This is a genomic window from Spiroplasma endosymbiont of Halictus nicosiae, from assembly GCF_978018445.1.
On record NZ_OZ389573.1, the window covers coordinates 1,288,386 to 1,307,429 of the forward strand.

The 19,044-nt window shown below is 24.7% G+C and carries 26 protein-coding genes; 5 read left to right on the forward strand and 21 right to left on the reverse strand.

The window, feature by feature from the left end:
- Positions 1–25: 25 nt before the first annotated feature.
- The 4 genes from ACZ91P_RS08960 (at position 26) to ACZ91P_RS08975 (ending at position 3,971) form a co-directional block, all read left to right on the forward strand.
- The gene (locus ACZ91P_RS08960) at positions 26–1,762 is read left to right on the forward strand and encodes a hypothetical protein (RefSeq protein WP_465155199.1); all 1,737 of its coding nucleotides are present in this window, start codon (positions 26–28) and stop codon (positions 1,760–1,762) included.
- A 707-nt stretch (positions 1,763–2,469) separates the two neighbouring features.
- Complete coding sequence (locus ACZ91P_RS08965; RefSeq protein WP_465155201.1) at positions 2,470–2,718, forward strand: hypothetical protein; 249 nt, start codon at positions 2,470–2,472, stop codon at positions 2,716–2,718.
- A gap of 600 nt (positions 2,719–3,318) precedes the next feature.
- Entirely contained in the window at positions 3,319–3,471 is a 153-nt protein-coding gene (locus ACZ91P_RS08970; protein WP_465155203.1) for a hypothetical protein, read from the forward strand.
- Between the two features lie 2 nt (positions 3,472–3,473).
- Positions 3,474–3,971, forward strand: a complete 498-nt coding sequence (locus ACZ91P_RS08975) for a hypothetical protein (RefSeq protein ID WP_465155205.1) — start codon at positions 3,474–3,476, stop codon at positions 3,969–3,971.
- 14 nt (positions 3,972–3,985) lie between these two features.
- Here ACZ91P_RS08975 and ACZ91P_RS08980 read toward each other — a convergent pair whose 3' ends face one another.
- The 12 genes from ACZ91P_RS08980 to ACZ91P_RS09035 form a co-directional block, all read right to left on the reverse strand.
- The gene (locus ACZ91P_RS08980) at positions 3,986–6,406 is read right to left on the reverse strand and encodes a hypothetical protein (RefSeq protein WP_465155207.1); all 2,421 of its coding nucleotides are present in this window, start codon (positions 6,404–6,406) and stop codon (positions 3,986–3,988) included.
- Positions 6,406–7,659, reverse strand: coding sequence for a hypothetical protein (locus ACZ91P_RS08985; RefSeq protein ID WP_465155209.1), 1,254 nt, complete (start codon positions 7,657–7,659; stop codon positions 6,406–6,408). The genes ACZ91P_RS08980 and ACZ91P_RS08985 overlap by 1 nt, the downstream gene beginning before the upstream one ends.
- A gap of 13 nt (positions 7,660–7,672) precedes the next feature.
- Complete coding sequence (locus ACZ91P_RS08990) at positions 7,673–7,942, reverse strand: hypothetical protein (RefSeq protein ID WP_465155212.1); 270 nt, start codon at positions 7,940–7,942, stop codon at positions 7,673–7,675.
- 15 nt (positions 7,943–7,957) lie between these two features.
- Positions 7,958–8,851 (reverse strand): hypothetical protein, encoded by an 894-nt coding sequence (locus tag ACZ91P_RS08995; RefSeq protein ID WP_465155214.1) that lies wholly within the window; start codon positions 8,849–8,851, stop codon positions 7,958–7,960.
- A 12-nt stretch (positions 8,852–8,863) separates the two neighbouring features.
- Entirely contained in the window at positions 8,864–10,177 is a 1,314-nt protein-coding gene (locus tag ACZ91P_RS09000) for a hypothetical protein (protein ID WP_465155216.1), read from the reverse strand.
- A 53-nt stretch (positions 10,178–10,230) separates the two neighbouring features.
- On the reverse strand, positions 10,231–10,458 hold the full coding sequence (locus ACZ91P_RS09005) for a hypothetical protein (protein WP_465155218.1): 228 nt from the start codon (positions 10,456–10,458) through the stop codon (positions 10,231–10,233).
- A gap of 36 nt (positions 10,459–10,494) precedes the next feature.
- A complete protein-coding gene (locus ACZ91P_RS09010; protein WP_465155219.1) occupies positions 10,495–11,721 on the reverse strand; it encodes a hypothetical protein in 1,227 nt (408 codons plus the stop codon).
- A gap of 18 nt (positions 11,722–11,739) precedes the next feature.
- Complete coding sequence (locus ACZ91P_RS09015) at positions 11,740–12,198, reverse strand: hypothetical protein (protein WP_465155221.1); 459 nt, start codon at positions 12,196–12,198, stop codon at positions 11,740–11,742.
- Between the two features lie 11 nt (positions 12,199–12,209).
- Complete coding sequence (locus ACZ91P_RS09020; protein ID WP_338989005.1) at positions 12,210–12,368, reverse strand: hypothetical protein; 159 nt, start codon at positions 12,366–12,368, stop codon at positions 12,210–12,212.
- A 213-nt stretch (positions 12,369–12,581) separates the two neighbouring features.
- Complete coding sequence (locus tag ACZ91P_RS09025) at positions 12,582–13,073, reverse strand: hypothetical protein (protein WP_465155223.1); 492 nt, start codon at positions 13,071–13,073, stop codon at positions 12,582–12,584.
- A complete protein-coding gene (locus tag ACZ91P_RS09030) occupies positions 13,028–13,312 on the reverse strand; it encodes a hypothetical protein (protein ID WP_465155225.1) in 285 nt (94 codons plus the stop codon). Before ACZ91P_RS09030 ends, ACZ91P_RS09025 begins: the two co-directional genes overlap by 46 nt.
- A 771-nt stretch (positions 13,313–14,083) precedes the next feature.
- The gene (locus tag ACZ91P_RS09035; protein ID WP_465155227.1) at positions 14,084–14,287 is read right to left on the reverse strand and encodes a hypothetical protein; all 204 of its coding nucleotides are present in this window, start codon (positions 14,285–14,287) and stop codon (positions 14,084–14,086) included.
- A 187-nt stretch (positions 14,288–14,474) separates the two neighbouring features.
- Between ACZ91P_RS09035 and ACZ91P_RS09040 the strand changes: the two genes are divergently transcribed.
- The gene (locus ACZ91P_RS09040) at positions 14,475–15,089 is read left to right on the forward strand and encodes a hypothetical protein (RefSeq protein WP_465155230.1); all 615 of its coding nucleotides are present in this window, start codon (positions 14,475–14,477) and stop codon (positions 15,087–15,089) included.
- A gap of 319 nt (positions 15,090–15,408) precedes the next feature.
- On the opposite strand, the gene ACZ91P_RS09045 is transcribed toward ACZ91P_RS09040, so the two are convergent.
- From ACZ91P_RS09045 to ACZ91P_RS09085, 9 genes are all read right to left on the reverse strand, one after another.
- Positions 15,409–15,555, reverse strand: a complete 147-nt coding sequence (locus tag ACZ91P_RS09045; protein WP_465155232.1) for a hypothetical protein — start codon at positions 15,553–15,555, stop codon at positions 15,409–15,411.
- A gap of 72 nt (positions 15,556–15,627) precedes the next feature.
- Positions 15,628–16,323, reverse strand: coding sequence for a recombinase RecT (locus ACZ91P_RS09050; protein WP_465155234.1), 696 nt, complete (start codon positions 16,321–16,323; stop codon positions 15,628–15,630).
- Between the two features lies 1 nt (position 16,324).
- A complete protein-coding gene (locus ACZ91P_RS09055; RefSeq protein ID WP_465155236.1) occupies positions 16,325–17,017 on the reverse strand; it encodes a hypothetical protein in 693 nt (230 codons plus the stop codon).
- A gap of 208 nt (positions 17,018–17,225) precedes the next feature.
- Positions 17,226–17,363 (reverse strand): hypothetical protein, encoded by a 138-nt coding sequence (locus ACZ91P_RS09060; RefSeq protein WP_465155238.1) that lies wholly within the window; start codon positions 17,361–17,363, stop codon positions 17,226–17,228.
- 1 nt (position 17,364) lies between these two features.
- The gene (locus ACZ91P_RS09065) at positions 17,365–17,526 is read right to left on the reverse strand and encodes a hypothetical protein (protein WP_465155240.1); all 162 of its coding nucleotides are present in this window, start codon (positions 17,524–17,526) and stop codon (positions 17,365–17,367) included.
- Between the two features lie 3 nt (positions 17,527–17,529).
- Positions 17,530–17,718, reverse strand: a complete 189-nt coding sequence (locus ACZ91P_RS09070) for a hypothetical protein (RefSeq protein WP_465155242.1) — start codon at positions 17,716–17,718, stop codon at positions 17,530–17,532.
- Positions 17,719–17,810: 92 nt separating this feature from the next.
- Complete coding sequence (locus ACZ91P_RS09075; RefSeq protein WP_465155244.1) at positions 17,811–17,957, reverse strand: hypothetical protein; 147 nt, start codon at positions 17,955–17,957, stop codon at positions 17,811–17,813.
- A 14-nt stretch (positions 17,958–17,971) separates the two neighbouring features.
- A complete protein-coding gene (locus ACZ91P_RS09080) occupies positions 17,972–18,250 on the reverse strand; it encodes a hypothetical protein (protein ID WP_465155246.1) in 279 nt (92 codons plus the stop codon).
- Positions 18,251–18,770: 520 nt separating this feature from the next.
- Entirely contained in the window at positions 18,771–19,007 is a 237-nt protein-coding gene (locus ACZ91P_RS09085; protein ID WP_338989369.1) for a hypothetical protein, read from the reverse strand.
- Positions 19,008–19,044: the final 37 nt, after the last annotated feature.

The following is a 19,044-nucleotide window of genomic DNA, read 5'->3' on the forward strand; positions in this document are numbered from 1 at the left end:
ATATAAAATAAAGAGGTCAATAAATATGAAAGAATTTAGTAAAATTAATAATAAAAAACGAATTACTAGTTATGAACATTTAAATAAAAAATATGATTTAAATTTTAGTGACTATAATTTTGGTTTTGATTGAGAAATATTTAAAGATTTTGTTGGTGATAGTTATGCCCGATATTTTACTTCACCAAGTTTTTTTAAGTTTGTCTCAGCGGGGCGTGGTACTAATAAGACATGAAATCACCTAGCAGAAAAATTATTTTTTGCTTGTAATTTTACTGATGCTTCATCTAATATTTTACGAAGATATGCCAACACCCACGAAGATACTACATTTGGCGATACAATTAATGTCTGTAACTATTTATATGATAAATATGGGATTGATATAGGACCCGACAATGAAAATGGTATTGTTTGACCTAAAAACGTTAAAGAAGGTGGTGAAATTGTTTTTCCTAGTGGTGTTCGCATTGCTTTTGCGGGTTATGCTAATGGTAATAAAATTATGGGAAAAGTTGGTAAAGGGAGTGGTATTATATCAGCATGGACAGATGAAATGATACATGCTGAAGAAAAAGAAATTTTAACTGATAAAGAACTAGATAAAAGATATAATAATTTAAGAGTTTCAATGTTTCGTTCTAAAAGTTTAAAAGTATCTTATGAAAAATATGCTGATGAAAATGATAATGAACAATATAATTTAGATAATCCTATTCCAGTAAAAGAATTATCTTGGACATTTCAAGAATGAGACAACATAGCAAAACAATACATAACAGTAACAACATATTTTCATAAAACATATTCTAATCAATTTACTTTTAATCCTTTTGATAAATACCATGTCTTTTATGAAAAATTTGTAACTCCATATTTACCCTTAAATGAAAGAATTAAAAATATTTTAAAAGAACACAATCAAGTATATTCAGAAAACAAACAAGCATTTAATGGTTTGGGTATTTTTAATTTACGATTAACAATGGGTGCTGTTTGAAATAAAATACCTAATATTACTAAAAAACTTGTTTTAACAAACAAAGAAGAACGGCCTGATTTATTTGAACTTGAATACTACGGATTTGAATATAACGATAATGACCCCAGTATTTATGTTTTACGAAATTATCGTAAATATATTAAAGAATATAATTTACAAGATTTTTATAATCCAAATACAAAACAATATCAATTTGATAGTTATTCAATTGGTGTGGATTATGCTAATGGTAGTGAAGACCATACAGTGTTTTTATTTAGTGGTTATAAAATTAATGAAAATAATGAATATGATAAATATTTAATTGAAGAAAATGTTGTTACCCCAAAAAACGTAATGAATTTAAATGAAATAGTTGAATATTACGGACAATGAATAATTAATACATTTGATAAATTTGATGGTTTTGAATATGCTACATTTCATTATGATATTAATGCCCACGACTTTATGCAAAAATTACAAGAAGATATTTACCCTTATTTAGGCTATAAAATTAAAATGTTTAAAGCCAAAAAACATCAGACATCTCTTAATAAAGAAGCAGGTATAATCAATCGCGTAACCTGAATAAGAAAAATGTTTGTTCAAGGCAAAATATATGGCATATTAGATAACTTCCCATTTTTAGATAAGTGCATTAGTGAATTAAAATTTAGTGACACCAAAACAAACACACCCGATAGTAAAATGTACCATGACCCATATGACGCTTTATTTTATGGTTCGTATCCATATCGTTTTAAAATGGGAATATAAAATAGTTTTTTTAAAATTATTAAATAAATTTTAAAAAAACTATTTTTCAATCAATTAAAATATATTATAATATTATTGAAATAAAATTAGAGAATATTTTGTTTGACTTTTATCTATTATTAAATCTGTATAGCAGATTTTTTGTTTTTTCTTAGTTTTAGGACATGAACGAGTATAAGATTTAACTTTTACTTTACACTTTGACATAATTTCACCCCCCATTTTTAAAAAGAGAGCAAAATATAGTTTTATTATTATAAAATTGCCCCCTCAAATAATTAATTGATAAATTGGAGCAAAATATTCTCTATTTTAATTTTATCATAATTGCTATTGGGCGAGTGGTTGATTTTCTTAAATTTTTGTGATAAAATGACTTACAAGTTAAAAAAGTTTTTGAGATTCTTTCAAACAAATTTGGGAACCTTTATAAAATTCTTTGCTTAACGCTTAGAATTTTTCCCAAGTATTTTGAAAAGTGCAGCAAAAGTTTTTTTAAACTTTAAGTAATTTTTCACAAACTTATGAAAATCACCGCGAGCCCAGATTAGTGTAATATAACTAGGATAATAATCATATTTAACCTCCTTTCTAAAATATATTTTAAAAAAGTTCTTGTATATATATAATGACAATGGATCTTGATAAAAAAGTTTCAAGATAAGAAAGGAAATTATAAAAATTGAAAAAACTTTTAAGTTTATTAAGTGTATTTTCAAAAAAAAGAAAATAATTTAGAAAATTTAATAATTAGAAATATTGGTTCATGAGATAATAATGTTTATGAATATGATCCAGCAACCGGACAACAAAAAATAGTTATTAATACAAATGGGGGTGTTGATTCTTCTGGTGTTGTCTTAAATAATAAAGTGTACTTTGGTTCAAAAGATAATAATGTTTATGAATATGATCCATTAGAATTAATTGAGTCTGATATTATTAAGATAATTTAAATTATATCGAAACAAAAGCAATTAAAACACTTTCAAAACAACAACAAAAAATATTATTGCCCTTTCATAATTATCACGAAGAAAAATTAAATACCTCAGAAAAGGAAATAATTTATAATTCTCCAGACGATGAGATAAGTGAAGAAATTACAAAATCAATTGAAATTCAAAAGGGATTAAGTATTCACAGGGAAAATCAGAAACAACAACTAAAACAACAGGAAATACAGACAGTTTTGGAATAACTGTTGGATTAGAAGCTGAAGCAAAATTTTTTGGAAGTGGATTTAGATTTTCTGGTGAAACTAGAACAGATTATAGTTTTTCAAATGAAAGTTCTTATTTTACAGAAATAACATTAGAAAATAGTTTTAATTCTTCAAATATAAGAAAAGAAGAAAAAAAGGAATTAGTAAAAAAACAATTAAATCTCAACAAATTTCAATTGCCCCTAATAAAAAACTTATTTATAATAGTAAAATTTATAAGTATAATTGTGAAGATGTTTGAAATTTAACAAAAAAAATTAATGGTTCAATTAGTGCATTAATTAATAAAAATAATAATTATGAAACATTAAATATTTCTATTAAAGAAATTATGATTTTATTGAAAAAAAATGATCTTTTGCCAAAAGAAATTACTATAAATAATCAAGATAATTCAATTACGTGAACAGGAAAAATTGTAACAAAATATACTTGTGGTTTTGAACAAGATTCTAGCAGTGAAACAAAAATAGTTAATTTATAAAAATGAAAAATATATTAACTTTTTTATGTACAATCACTTTAATTGGAACAAGTACAACCAGTTTAGTTGCTTGTAATACACCACAAGAATATACAAAAGAAAAATTATCAGATTTAAAAAAGAAAAATAATATAAATACAAAAGATGATATTTTAGAATGAATAGCACCACAAGAAAAACCATTTAATCAAGTTGATAATAAATATTATTTTGTTATATGACGAGCTAATGAAAATAATGATTGAAGAATTATTAAATTTCAGAATAATAAAAATATAAGATTAGCGGGTGGTTTTAAATTTGTTCTTGATTATTATGGTAGGGTTGATGATCCTAATAAAATAAATTTAGTTTTTGATGCTAAACTAAATAATTTAAGAGCAAATGACCAAATTTGAACAGATAATAGTATTAATTTTAACTCTGTTTATCGTTGAAATAATAATAATGAACCAAGTATAAATGTTGAAAATAAATTAAAAAGTTATTTAGATTTATAAATCTAAATAACTTTTTATATTTCTAATGTAATTAATGATAATTTTTCATTGTTTTTATTAAATAATTCTAAATTATTAATATTAATTTCTTCTTTTATTGGTGGATATAAAAATATTACACTATTTGATTGTTTTAGAAAATTAACAACCGCAATATTTGAATATGATTTTTTATCTTCAACACCATTTTTTCAAAGATATCATGTATCTTCTTTTATTAACTGAAGATATGTATTTCTGTCTTTTCCACTGACTTTAGTTCCGATCGGAGTATTTTGAATTAATTCTAAATTAATATCTTTTCCTTCAATAATTTTTTCATTTGGTTTTTCAATAAAAATTGAAATGTAATAATTACCATAACCCCATATACCCGATATTTCAATTTGATTTAAATTAAATAGTTTTTCGTGTTTATAAAAAATTATTTTAATAATATCTTCAACTAAATCTTTATTTATACTTGTTCAAACTGCTTTTGAATAAAGTAATCTATATCATTGCGAAAAATAGTTTAAATAGTCTTCTATTTTTTCATTAGAAATAATTAAATTGGTTAAGTACTTACCATATTCTCCATCTGACAATTTAATTTCTGAAGGAATAAGAGAAGGAATATTATTTGTTTCTAATTCATTTGTTATTGATAACCAATTAAAATAATTTGCTTCTAATTGATAAATAGGATTTTCTGAAATATCTTTGTTTTTAACAGTTACTTTAATTTCATTATTATTGTTTATAATATTTTGTTGTTTTAAATTTCAATCGATAATTTGTCCAGTTTTTGGATCAATAATTGGTGTATTTGGTTCTCCATATATTTCTCAACGATAAACAGAGTTAAAATTAATACTATTATCTGTTCAAATTTGGTCATTTGCTCTTAAATTATTTAGTTTAGCATCAAAAACTAAATTTATTTTATTAGGATCATCAACTCTACCATAATAATCAAGAACAAATTTAAAACCACCCGCTAATCTTATATTTTTATTATTCTGAAATTTAATAATTCTTCAATCAAGTTCTTTATTACCTCGTCATATAACAAAAAAATATTTATCATCAATAATATTAAAGGGTTTATTAGTTGCATAAAAAATTTTTCAATGATTTTCTGGAAAACCACCATAAAAATTAAAATAAAGTGAATTTAATTTTACTATACAACTTTTAAATTCTCAATAATTTTCTTCAATTTCATCAGGTATTGATAATAATTCAAAATAATAGGGCACAATTAATTTAATATCATCATTATAACCTTTATTAATTGCGTATTTACTATATGTATAGTTTGATAACATATAAATAATTTGTTTAAATCTTTTGACAGCATTTTCATTAAGAGATGTGGGATTATTTAATTTTCAATTTTCAAATAAACCATCAATTACTTCTTCGGGTTTTTGTCCTTCGAATTTTTGGCGTAATTCAGCCGCTTTATTAGTGGGATTACCTTTTTCGTCGTATTTTGCCCCTTGAAATTTTCGATCATAATTATAACGATATGTTAAAAAATTTAATAAAACTTTATCTAAATCATTCTTATTTACTAAATCTAAAATATCTTTACCTTGAATATAGTTTTTTGCAATGCTTCACGGTAAAAAAATTTCGGTAAATCAATATTGAAATACTCTTAAATTAGGTTCTGTTTCAATAGGCATAGATAGCAACGGTACTAAACTAGCATTTTCAACTATTGATGATGGATAAGAATAAACACCATTAACATTGCCTCAACACTTAATATTTCCAAATAACATTGATTTAGGGTATTTAATTTCAATCCCAATAAATACTGTGTCTTCGGATAATGATTTTTGTAATACTAAATGAATACTATTTTGGTTTTTTCATTTAAAATCAGTTATTTTAACTAAATGCATAGATTTAATAATATTAACACCATCGGGTGAATAAGGGCGTTTGTATTCTTCAATGATATAACATTCATTTTTGTTATCTTCACTAATTGTTTCGTTAATAGATACTATTTTTAAGTCATAGGATTCTAAAAATTCTTTGTCTTTTTTTGAAATATCATTAATTAAAATATCTTTTTCATCAATCATTACATAACTTGTGCTATCATCTTGGACTGTGGTATTTTGTTGAATTTGTAATTTAAAGTTAAAATCACTAATTTCATAACCAGTTATTTTAATATATTCATCTTTGTCAATAAAACCTATTTTAACGCTATTTTGAGAGTAATTTAAGATTGGTTTTTGCTTTGTCTTAACAAGATTATTAATTTTATAAATATATAAGGTTCTTGCGCGGTCTTCAGTAAATAATTGTTCTAAGTCGGGGTCGCTATATTGTGATTGATTAGCAAAATCCAACGGAATACTATCAATTGAATAGTCAATTGGTTCATCATTTTCTGATAATTGTGCAAACATTTTTTCAGATGGTTTTAACATTATTTTTTTTCTCCTTCTTCATTAGATATATTGATAATATTTTCATTGTTTCTTAGTTGTCTGTTTAAAGTAGCATTTACGGGTAATCTAACATCAACAATTAACTCATCAATATTTTTAATATTAAATGTTCTACTATTTAAAATTGCATTATCATATTTAATTAACTTAATAATAAATTCAGTTAATTTAATCTCTCTAATATATATCATTTGTTCGTATGATGCGTTTGTTTGAATATTTACACCCGCAACTTCTGCTTGGGTTTGTTGTGCTCCCTTAGCAATTGCGGGAACATGATGGCGATTTATTTTATAGTAATTAGTTAGTAATCAATCATATATTTTTGTTAATTGTTCACCTTTAAAATTACCCGCAATATAGTCTACTGGTTGAAAATTACTATCAGGGTCTCCTTCAACTAATAACAAGTCATTTTCAATAAATGAAGCCAACATTTTACTAATTTCTTGGTCAACAACACCAGTAACTCCATTAGTATTAATGGTAAATTTACCACTATTTAATAATGGGTCTAACATTATCTTTTCAGCAATAATATCTAAAATACTAGCAAATTGTTTACCATAACGAGCAGAAGGTTCAAAATTAGGGTTATTAGGAATAATTTGAATTGGAATAAAATTAAGTGGTAATATTTCTTCTCTTTGTAATGTTGTATAGTTATTTCATTTAGTATCATCAATATATAAGTCAATAATAGTACTATATAATCGTGTTTTTAACTTTCTAATAACTTTTACTTGTTTAGTTACATAATCAATTTCTAATTTTTCAGTAATAAAAATACTTTGGTCATTTTTAAGAAAAGGGTCATAATCAAAAGTGCAAGATACTAAATTACCTAATTCATCATATTGGTCATTGTAAAAATCAATAGTAATAAAATTAAGTTTTGAATTATTAGCAAAAATAAAATATGCACCCTTACCATTCTTATTAATTTTATATTCGTTATATCAATTCTTATTGGTAAAGTCCTGCATTTTTAAAAAGCTATTAATTAATTTAGTATCTATTTTTTGATTAGTAAGTGGATTATAAATGCTAATTTCTAAATCTCGCGGATTTAAAAAATTAGCATTATCTTCACAAATTCTTTTTTCTAAAATCTCATTATGTTTTTGAACAGTAACATTTTTACGATTAGTAATCGTTGATGATAAATTAAGATAATAACTATCAATATCATAACTCTTTTTTAATTTCTTTTTTGCTGGCAACAATCCCATTTATAACACCTCTTTATTTTGTTTCTTCTTTTTTAATAACATCTTCAATACTATCTTCTTTTTGTTTTTTGTTATGTGTTTTGATAAATCTAATTGTTTCAATAATCAAAACTATAATTCCAGCTCCGATAAGCATTGCTGAAACAATAACATATGCTGGTCAAGAAATACCTAATGTTTTTTCTCCTATAAAACAAATAATAATTCCTGCGATAAAAAACAATGATGAAACTCCAAATATTTTCAAAAACATAATTACATCTTTAACTTCTATTTTTGGCATAATAACATCTCCTTTCTAACTTACTTTTTTTCTTTCAACATGTAATGCCATTAATTTATTATTTTCAGAAATTATTTCGCCATTTTTATTAATATCTATAGGGAGAAAACCAGCAATTAAATTAAATTCATAATGATTTTTATATGTTTCAATCATAATATTAATAATTTCTTTATTATTTTCATTAATACCAATTCATATTTTGTATATATATTTTGTAGAATCATAATTTTTAATTTTATATTTTTTGTTAGAAAAAGATACAAAATCACTAGTATCAACCAATTCTCAATCTGTTATATCTGGTATAACAATTGATTTTTTTAATTCATCTAAAATTTCTTCTTTTATTTTTGCAAGTTTTTCATCTTTAATTTTTTCTATAACAAGTTTATCTAATAAAGCATCAACTTCTAACTGGGTATAATATGCTTCTAAATCTATCATAGTTAAATCAATACCTTCTTCTTGAAAAGTACGAAACATTTTCTTTAAAGTTGTTAAATTAGCCAATGATTTTGCATAAGTAGGCAATAGACCTTGTCATGTTGCCATAGGGTCATTTTGTGAAGAATAATTAATATCACCAACACTCATATTTGCCGAAGTAAAAAACTCAATTGGAATACGATTAAATGTTCAATGCTCAATCGTAATAAACACCATATTAATACAAATTTTCTTTAATAACGGATCTTTAAATGTTTCAAACTTTAGTTTTGAAAATGGATAGTTTAAGTAAGAATTAATCATATTTTGGGCTCTTAAAGCAAATGTTTTGAATCATAATTCTGCATCACCTTTAAAGAACTTATTATAACGAACTGGAACTTGTGTAATTTTACCTGTCATTGGAATAAAATTATTATAATCTTCCAAAGTAACATTTTGTCATAATTCATTTAACATTTAATAATCTCCTTATCATTTACTTTTTTTAGAATATATTTTCTTTAATATAAATTTTTTACTATTTAGTAATGTTTTTGTTTTAATTGTTTTGTTTAAATCTTGTTTTGTTCTGAGTTGTTTATATGCTTGAAATACTAGTCCATTACCTAACAAACTAGTAACCGCACTATCTCCTAGCGTATTTAACAATTTATCTTTATTAAAGTTATTTTTAAATTGTTCTTGCATTTTTAATATCTTAGCAATTGTCCGATATATTTTAAAACTATCTTTTACTACTTGCTGATAAACAAGTGGGGCAAAAGAAACTAAATTAAACAAACTTGTTTTTTTAAATCCCCAACCAATAAACCACTCACTGTTCATATAGAATTTAAACGGTTCAGGAGCCAAAACAAACTGTTCTGCTTTGATTAAAGTTGTCATAACGACAATAGGGGCATATTGGGGGTTTTTATAATATATTGTTAAAGCAACTTCACCCGCAACTGATAAAGGAACAATTTTTACTGCTAAAAAAACATCAGAACCATAAGCAAAAAGTAATAATTGGCCTTTTTTAATAGCCTTAGTTTCAAATTTAGACAATATTTTTTTAGTTTTATCAGTAATTTTATTAATTACTTTTTGTTTAATTGTAATTATTTGTTTTTCAATTGGGGCTAATAATTTTTTAGTTACTTTTTGAATATAAAAATTTGGGTTTAAATGATTTAAAATTTTATTTAATTTAATTGGTGTTTGGTGCAAAATATTTAATAATTTATTATTATATATTTTACTGCTCCGCATTAAATTAGCATTTAATAGTAGATTTTTACCAACACCTTTTTTATGAAGATTAGTCATAATGTTATATCACTCATTAGTATTAATTTTTCTTATTTTATCAATATTTAATCCATATTCATATAACAATTTATTAGCATTTTTTTCATTTACGCGCGGTATTTTTTGAACTAATGTAGGGCTTATTTTTTGAATATTTTTCTCAATTTTTAATAAATTATTAATTGTTTCTAAATTAGAAACTTTAAAACCTTTATAAAAATCATTTCGGGCCAATTTACCAAATGTATATAATAAAGTTTCATTATTAGCCTGCTTTTTAAAATCAAATATTAATTTATCAGATAAAATCTTTTTACCTCTAACTTGTTTTACAACATCTTCTAAATTATTAGCAGTTATTACACCTAATTTTTCAAGTAATTTAGTTTCTTTTGCTAATTTTAAAATTCTAGTTGTTCGAGCAGCACGCGTTAATTTTCCAATACCACCAATTGCTGGTAACAAATTTAAGGCGGTGTTTTTTGCTGTCACTTCTGAGGTTAATTTATCGTATATTTGATTTACAGCAAAATCAGTTGCTGTTTCTACTCCAAATGAGATAAATGCTGCGGCAAAATTAGATAATCCCGCACCAAGCCAACGGCGGATGCTACACCACCAGTTAAAACTGATAAACCAAGAGCTAAAACTTGAACTCCTAAAAATTCTAATAACTGTAAACCAAAATTTTTTTCTTGTTGTTGGATTGACAATCTAGTTGGATTTTTTTTAACAGCATAAATAAGAGCTGTTTTAGATGTTCCGATTGGCATATCTATCAAACGAAAAAGTACTATTTTTTAGTACTATTAAGAATTTTTCATTTTAACATCAATCGGAGATGTTTGACCAGTAGCGTTATTTTTACCTTCAATTTGAACAGAAACAGTTTTATCATTTGTAATATTAATTGGTCAATCTTCACCTTTACTTTCAATAAAGTAATCAAAATCACTTTCAGTTAAAGAACTATTTACGGCTTTAACTGCTTTTAAAACAACATCTTTAAATTGTGGTTTTAACTGTTCTGCTGTTGTTTGTGTTGGATTTGCAACATGAATAGTTGGTTTATCTAATTTATTAATTTTACTAATATCAATTTTTGTAACAATATGTTTAATAATTCCTTTAGGTTCAACTACTGCTCCACCTAAATATAAAACTCTTTCCATAATCAAAGTATTACCCATTCCAGTACCTAACGCAGCAGCACCAACCCTTAGCGGAGTATGGTCTTTTTTACGTAAAATAAGAGGGTCATATTTTTTACTAAATTTAAAGGCAATTGCATTAACTCCGTTTGGTAATAATTCAATTGTTCCTTCTGAACCATCTTTATTAATAATTGGTAATTTTTTAGGAACCATATAATATGTTGTTCCTTCAACAGTTTTCATTGCTCCACTTGTTTCAATTACGCTATTTATTTGGTCATTTGCGCCAAGTTGTAACTGTAATTTATTACGAATTCCACGAATAAAATCAGCCGAACCCAAGACTACTGTTTCTGATGAGGTAAATCCATTTTCATATATTTTATCCATAATTTCATCGTGGATTTGTAAAGCATTTGTATCATCTGCTTTTTGTCCTTGAATAGTTGTAACAGTTCCTTTATTAATAATTTCTAAAATTTTATTGCGTTTATAAGCAACTTCAGTATCCATTGCTTGCTCAATATCAGCCGCCCAAAGATTGGGATTAAAATCACTTTCTACGGGGTCTAATTTACGAGCAAAAGTTAAAATTGTATCTAATTCAACTGTTCCATCTTCAAACTTTACTTCAGTGTAGTTTAAAAGACTGTCATCAGTATTAAATACTTTTCCATCTTTTCCTATACCTTCATTATATTTAATATTTTTCTTTCTTTTATATGTTAAACCAAACTTATTTGCTTCTTTTCACGCAAATAATGCCTCTCAGCTAAATTTTTGTTGATAAGTTTGTAAATATCATTGGTCAAATGATTCACAATCTTTTTGTGTTGCTTGATTAACAATATCACCGAATATTCTTTGTGGATTTTGTGCCATAATTTTATACCTTCTTTCTTATTTATTAAATACATTGTCTGTATCTAAAATATTGTTTTCTTTATTTTCTGATTTTGGTACGCCACCAGTATTAACTGTTTGTACCTTAATTAATTCATCATAAACACTCTGCAATTGTGCTTTAATGATTTCAATATCATCAGTAATATCATAAGATTTTAATAAAACATTTTTAAAATCTTCATTATCAGTTAAAGAATTAATAAAATCAATTACTTCAATTTGTTTTAATTGAATTGTTTGTTCTTCAATTTGTGAAGTTAATTCAGTATTTTTTGTTTGTAGTTCATTGATTTGTTGATTACTATTTTCTAAATTACTTGCATTAAATTCTTCAACTTCAACAGTATTTTCTAAAATAATTTCAGCAGTTTTAATATCTAAACTACCATCTTCATTTTTAATAGGTTCATTATTTTCATTTATAAGAACATATTTTGCATTTTTTAATGCCATTGTTTTTCCTCCTATTTTTTAATATTTGTATTTGTTCTTTTTCTAATCGCTTTTTGTATAATTTCAAAACTATCTACTCTAAAAGACAAAAAATAGCGTTTAGTTTTTATATTTAACTGATTAAATACTGAGCCTTTAATTTTTATCTCATCATCTTTTTTTAATTTCAAAAAAGCAGATACAACTGACGGATTATAAATTGATAATGTTGAGTAATTTAATCCTTCTCACTGACATTTAGCAGAACAAGCATCAACTTCAACACCCCCAGCAACCAGTGCCTTAATTTTAGTTTTAATTGGGTTTTCATGTAATCTAACAGTTAATTCTAATTTATTAACTTTTTTATTTTAAATTTATTAGTTATTGATTTTTTAAGTAAATTACTTTTTATTTGTGCCATTTTTATCAACTCCTTCTGTTATAAAATATTGTAAATGTTTTCAAGCATCGTGTTCGTGCTCTGTCATTTTAATATTTCCTTTATAAATATAATTTTTCTTAACAACTGGCGATTGTAAAACATAATTTAAATTAAGTAGATATTTACATAAAACTTTTAAACCACCAATAAATTTAGGAGTAGATAATGGATTTTTTATTTTTAAACCCTTATGAAGTTGATAATCTTCAATTATTACAATAACTTTATTTAAATAAGAACAAATTTTATTTTTAAACTCATTTAATATTAAATACATATTATTTATTGCTTCTTCTTCATTTTTAGAATTAAAAGTAATATTATTAATTATTTTCTTTTGCAAAACATTATAAATAATCATACCAGTTTGTCCAATTCCAGCAGGGTCAATTGCAATAATATATTTTAATTTATTTGTTTTATTTTTTTGTCAATTTGTAATATTTTTCATCCATCTGATGCTAAATCTAAAATATCGTTAATTTTGTAATGTTGCATATAAGAAGCAATTACATCTCAATTGTTTTCAAATAAAATTAAGTACATTTTGGCTCATTCTAAACATTGCAAATCATAATGCTTTTTATGATGTGAAATACGACAATTAACAGGCTGACAATTAACTCAATCAAATGACGTTGTTATTTTATTTCAAGTTTTATTAATATACAAACTTTTATATTCTGTCATTTATCTATACTCCTTAATTATTTTTATTTGTTGCTCAAATTTCATCATTAATATCATTTACCGTTACTAGATAAGCTCGTATCATTAATTCTTGTAATTTATTTTTAATTTTTTTATTTCATTTTTTCATCAAATATTTTCCTTTCTGTAAAAAAACATAATATTCCTTTATTGGTTAATATTTTGATATTTAGTAAATAATTTATTTTAGTATTTAATTACTTCGCCGCCCGCTTCACTTTGAAGGTGAGCGGGGGCGGGATAAGATATTTTGATAGAGTTTACCCCCATACGGAAATAAACAAAGAAACAGTTTACCCAGTTATTAATTACGCTTCATCCATCCCTACACAACTTTATATAAAGAAAATAACCTTTTGGAGTTCCAACCCTCTTGTTTTTTTAGTGTCCGATATTATTTTTTTCGGTTTAACAGCACTCTTTTTATGAAAACAAGCAAAAAACACGCGCTCTGACATTTCGCAAGTGATTAATCTTGCCGAGAATTAAAGAAATAAATAGGAGTAGTAAATCCAATCGCTTTCACACTTTCTTTAAGGCTTCGTGCCATAGATGAGTTATTCATCTTTAAGCATCAAAATATTAAATTTTAAGTGCCGCATTATTCATCGGATAATACCTTTATTGAAAGGATTTATAAAAATATCGTTTATTTTGTGTAGGGAAAACAGAATTTAATCTGTTTTTTATGATAAAAGTTCTAAATTTAAAGATACTATCCGATGAATAATGCAAATAAATTTATGTTTTTTAATATAAAAATAAAAAAACAATCTCACAAGAGTTGTTTTTTGCCGGTTCACCGTACAGGACGCCAATAATAGTATCCATTTGAAATCAACCAAAAGTACCTTTTTCATGTTTTGTTTGTTTAATAGTTTTAAAATCATTGCTTAAATTACCACGTTTATATTTTTTCCCTTTATGTATCTTTTTTTTACTATGAAAATACAAATTACGTTTATTTAAACCAAATAAACCTAAATAAATATATTTATTAGGTGGAAAATCAAGTATTGCATTACCAACAGTTTTTCAAGTTGGTGGTAATACTGCAACAGAAAAAGCAATTGGAGATGTTGCTGTTTTACAAATTAAAAAGATTTTAGAAGCAGATAGTGAATATATTGATGCTACTGAAATGATGATGTTAACTGCTCAACAAGTGTCTATGGCAGAAGGTTTTGAAGCAGGACAATATGTATTCCCAGAGCGTATGGTTTGGGGTAATGATTATGATAAAGATTCTGGAATGGAACAACAATCCGTAGCAGTGCGAAGAGCAACTGTTATGATGGATCAAATGTTAACATTTAAATATGATGTTCCTACATTTGATGTTGTTCGTTTTATGGAATCACCAGTTGAAGTACGAACTACTACAATTGGAGAGTGAATGAGAACAATTACTCGTAATTGATATTCAAATATGAATGCAATTTATTTACAAGGTGTTGTAGATTCATGTATTGCAACAGGTCAATTTATTAAATTACCTATTCCAAAAGATACTGATACAGCACAAGAAACATTTTATAAAATTAATGATATTTCAATTAATTTAGTACAAAAAGTAAATGCTTTAATGTTTGGTACTAAAAAAGACGATTTAATGGTACATGTTGAAATGCCAGCATTTGCTCAATTTACAAAAGCATATACTAAAATTTTAGACCAAATTGATAAGTTAAATTACTATCAATTCCCCAATAAATTTTATTTTCATAATACTTACTTTCATTTTCTATATTTTTAACAACTAATTTAGTATGGCGTGGTGAAACATTAGCAATATATCCCTGTGTTTCTAACGAACCTAATAATTTCAATAAATCATCTCTATCTTTTGAGCCATTCGCGTTTGTATATAAACAATTTTCTATAAAAACTAAATATTCTAGTTTATGATTATTTGATAATATTTTCCCAAATGGTTTTTCTTTTTTTAAATAATTTATAATAAATTTAGAATTTTTTTCAATCTTTATTTATAAACTCTTGTTTATCTAATAAGATATTATTTTCAAAAAGAACAATAGCCGTAGTACCAGATCCAGAAGGGTCAATACCTATTTTTATCATGCGTATACATCCTCATCATTGTTAATTGCTGGTACTACATTAGAGATATCTTCTTCTTTAACTACATTATCGTTTGTGTACGTTATTTCATCATTACATGGGGTAAAATTTATATTATTTGATAATGGTTCATGGCTCATATGCCCCTGATTTTTAACGATATTACTATCATTATCAATATAAATCTTTTCATCATTAGTTGTAATAACTGCTTAATCTGATTTATATGCTTGTTGTAATTCAACTGACATAATATCTCATTTTCTTAATAATGATTTTAATACTGTTTTTAATGCCATTTCATCAAAAGTAGCAATTATAAACTTTTTATTTTTAGCATAAGTTTTAGAATATTTCATAAAATTATTTTCCATTTGTTCTCTTGTCATATATAAAGTTTTTTCAAAACCATTAACCATTTTAAAATATGCTGCATAACCTATAATTGGTAATTTTTCTTGTTCATCTTTATTTTGTATTCAATTAAAACTAGTTCCTTTTAAACGATCATAATTTATTAATTCACCATCTTTGACATCAAATACTGACATATCTAAATATTGACCGCTTCTTTGGGCTAATTGAATATAACCTTTATAACCCATTTGAAATTGTGCTTGAATAACTCATTCTTGTATTTTGCGACCATTAATAATTCTTGTTATTTTAGTATTATATAGAACTACATAAGCATATCCAAATTGTTTTTCCATCGGTAAGTTTAATAATACTCCTTGATAACAAGCAGTCATAATTGTTTTTGGATCTGCTTTTTGTAACAATTCATTACTATTTGTTATTGCTATCAAATTACTTTTAAATCTTACAATTTCATTTTCATTTGAAAATTTACTTTTAATTCAATCATTTGCTACATCTGTTCTTAAAAATTCTACTATATTTGCCATTTTATTTCACTCCTTTAATTTGAATATTTATTCCTTTAATACCAATTACTTTATTTTCTGTATTTATATCTCATTGTGCTTTAATTATGTTTTTAACTAACTTTTCATCAACAATTAAATATTTAATTAGTTGTTTTAATTCATATTGATTAGCATTTTCTACAAAATCATCATCAATTCCAATTATTTCAATATCTTTAACTAATAATTTTTCTTTACGAAAATTACTAATAATAATTTTTAATTCTTGCACTTGTTTTGCTATACTTTTAATTTCTAAAAATTGTTCTTTTTTATGATTTTCAATAATTTCATTTTGTTTTTGAAATTGAATATTAATAACACTATTTTTAAAAGAATCATGATTACTTTTAATATTATTTTCTAAATTCAAAATATCTTTTCTAATAAAATTTAATTCATCTTTAAAATTTTTTATTAATTCTAATGGTTCTCTAAAAATATAATCAATTTTTGAAACTACTAATTTTAAATCTTTTAATGATTGTGATTTATATTCTCCATTTATTAATCAAGCTTGTTGTCGATATATAAATTCTGCTAATTCTTGTCAATTTTCATCAATTCATTTTTTAATTGTTAATGCTTTTAAACTTAATTCTTTAAAATCAGAACCTTTTATATAAAACGGAAATGTAATATTATTTACTGCATTTTTTACAATATCACTCATTATTTATCCTCCTTACTAAGTAATTTGTCATATTTTGAACTGTCAACTAATATTCAATCGATAGAACCTGTTGAATATGGATTTTTGTAAAAATCTTCTTTATATAATTGTTGTTGATCATTTTTTTTATCTTTTTCAGCAAGTTTTTTTAAGTGTTTTATTTTCTTCTTTTAGTTTGTCAAATTTAATTGATTCTGTTATAGTCATTTTAAAGTTCCTCCAAATTCTTTTCTTCAATTAAAGTATCAATATATTCATAAGCACTTTCTTCTGAATGACATTCTTCTAATGCTTCATTAAATAAATCTTCTTCGGTATAAACCTTATCATCTTCATCTTTTCACATATTATTCATATCCTTTTCATTTAATATTTTCATTTTCTAAATCAATAATTACTGTTGGATAATACTTTTCATTTTTAGCAGTTATTTTTGCTTCTTCAAAAGTATAAAATGAATATGTAGTTAAATATTCATTTTTAATAATTAATAAGTATCTTTTAGTCATAATTTATTCCTCCGAATTCTTTTTATTTACAATTAAATTTTCTAATTGATAAATTTTTAATCAATGTTCTTCACATAATATAATTTCTTTTTTATAACCTAAATTTCACTCTAATTTATTACCAATTTTTTCAATATAATTATTTCGAAAATAATCATTTTTATTATTACAATTAATTTTTTGACATTTCATAGGTTAGTTTCTCCTAATTTTGTTTTCCTAATGCTCAATGCTCATCAGTCATATCTTCAAATGATACTGGACTACAACCTCAATATCTTTTTTTAATACAAGTTTCATTTAACTTTTTCATATTTATTTAATTCCTTACTATTTTCTATTCTTGTTCTTTCATTAGCACGCTCAATTTTTTTCTTATGTAATTGCTTTTTACTTAAAAACTTTAAAGGTTTTTTATTTAACTTTTTCATATAAACCTCCTAAATTATCCTTTAATTTTTTGGTCAATTTGTAATATTCTTCAACCATCTGATACTAAATCTAAAATATCGTTAATTTTGTAATGTTGCATATAAGAAACAATAACATCTCATCTATTTTTAAATAAATTTAAATACATTTTGGCTCATTCTAAACATTGTAAATCATAATGATTTTTATGATGTGAAATACGACAATTAATAGGCTGACAATTAACTCAATCAAATGATGTTGTTATTTCATTCCAAGTTTTATTAATATATTTACTTTTATATTCTGTCATTATAATTCCTTCTAGTTTTAACTCGCTGGCACTCACTCCCAAGTGAAAGTGCCAGCGAGAATTAGTTATATAAGTATTTATCTTTTTATTTACTACGCCATCCGCTTCACTGGGGGGTGAGCGGTGGCGGTATGTTAATTATTTGAATGTTTAATAATACACAGTTGTTTTTTTAATATTGACGCCAGACATATATATGTCTTCCTTTATCCGTGCCCATTTGTGCTTTCACTCTGGGATTTGACGCTCAGTTTTTGAAATTAAATTTACTCGCACCCACGCAAAGGACCGAATGCTAAACGCAAATTTAATTGTTTGTGTCACCATCTCAATATTTATTGTCGTTTGATGTTAGCCTTGGACACATCACGACTATCGCTTAGTTCTAATGAACCAGCGTCGATTTACATATTTCCTCATACACTGTTTCAGTACTCGCCTCGGCTGGCTGTGAGAATGAGTATAAACTCATGTTCTTATGGAAGCACTTAGTTATTTAAAATAACCGTCCCACTCTGCATTAAGTTGTTTTGTAAAATTTAAGTTTTAAAAACCCAGTTTCTCAATCAAAGATAATTTTTGAATTTTCTAAACGTTTATAAAACCGCTTTTGTGTTTTATCTTTTACTTTATTCAATAAATCTTTATGTTTTTCACAAGTTCATAAAACTTTATTTGATAAAAATTCTTCGGTAATGAATGATATTACTTTATAACAATCATTAACATCACATATTTTTTGTTGCTTAATTATCATTACCTCCTTTTAGGAGTTGTTTTATTTCAAATAAAAA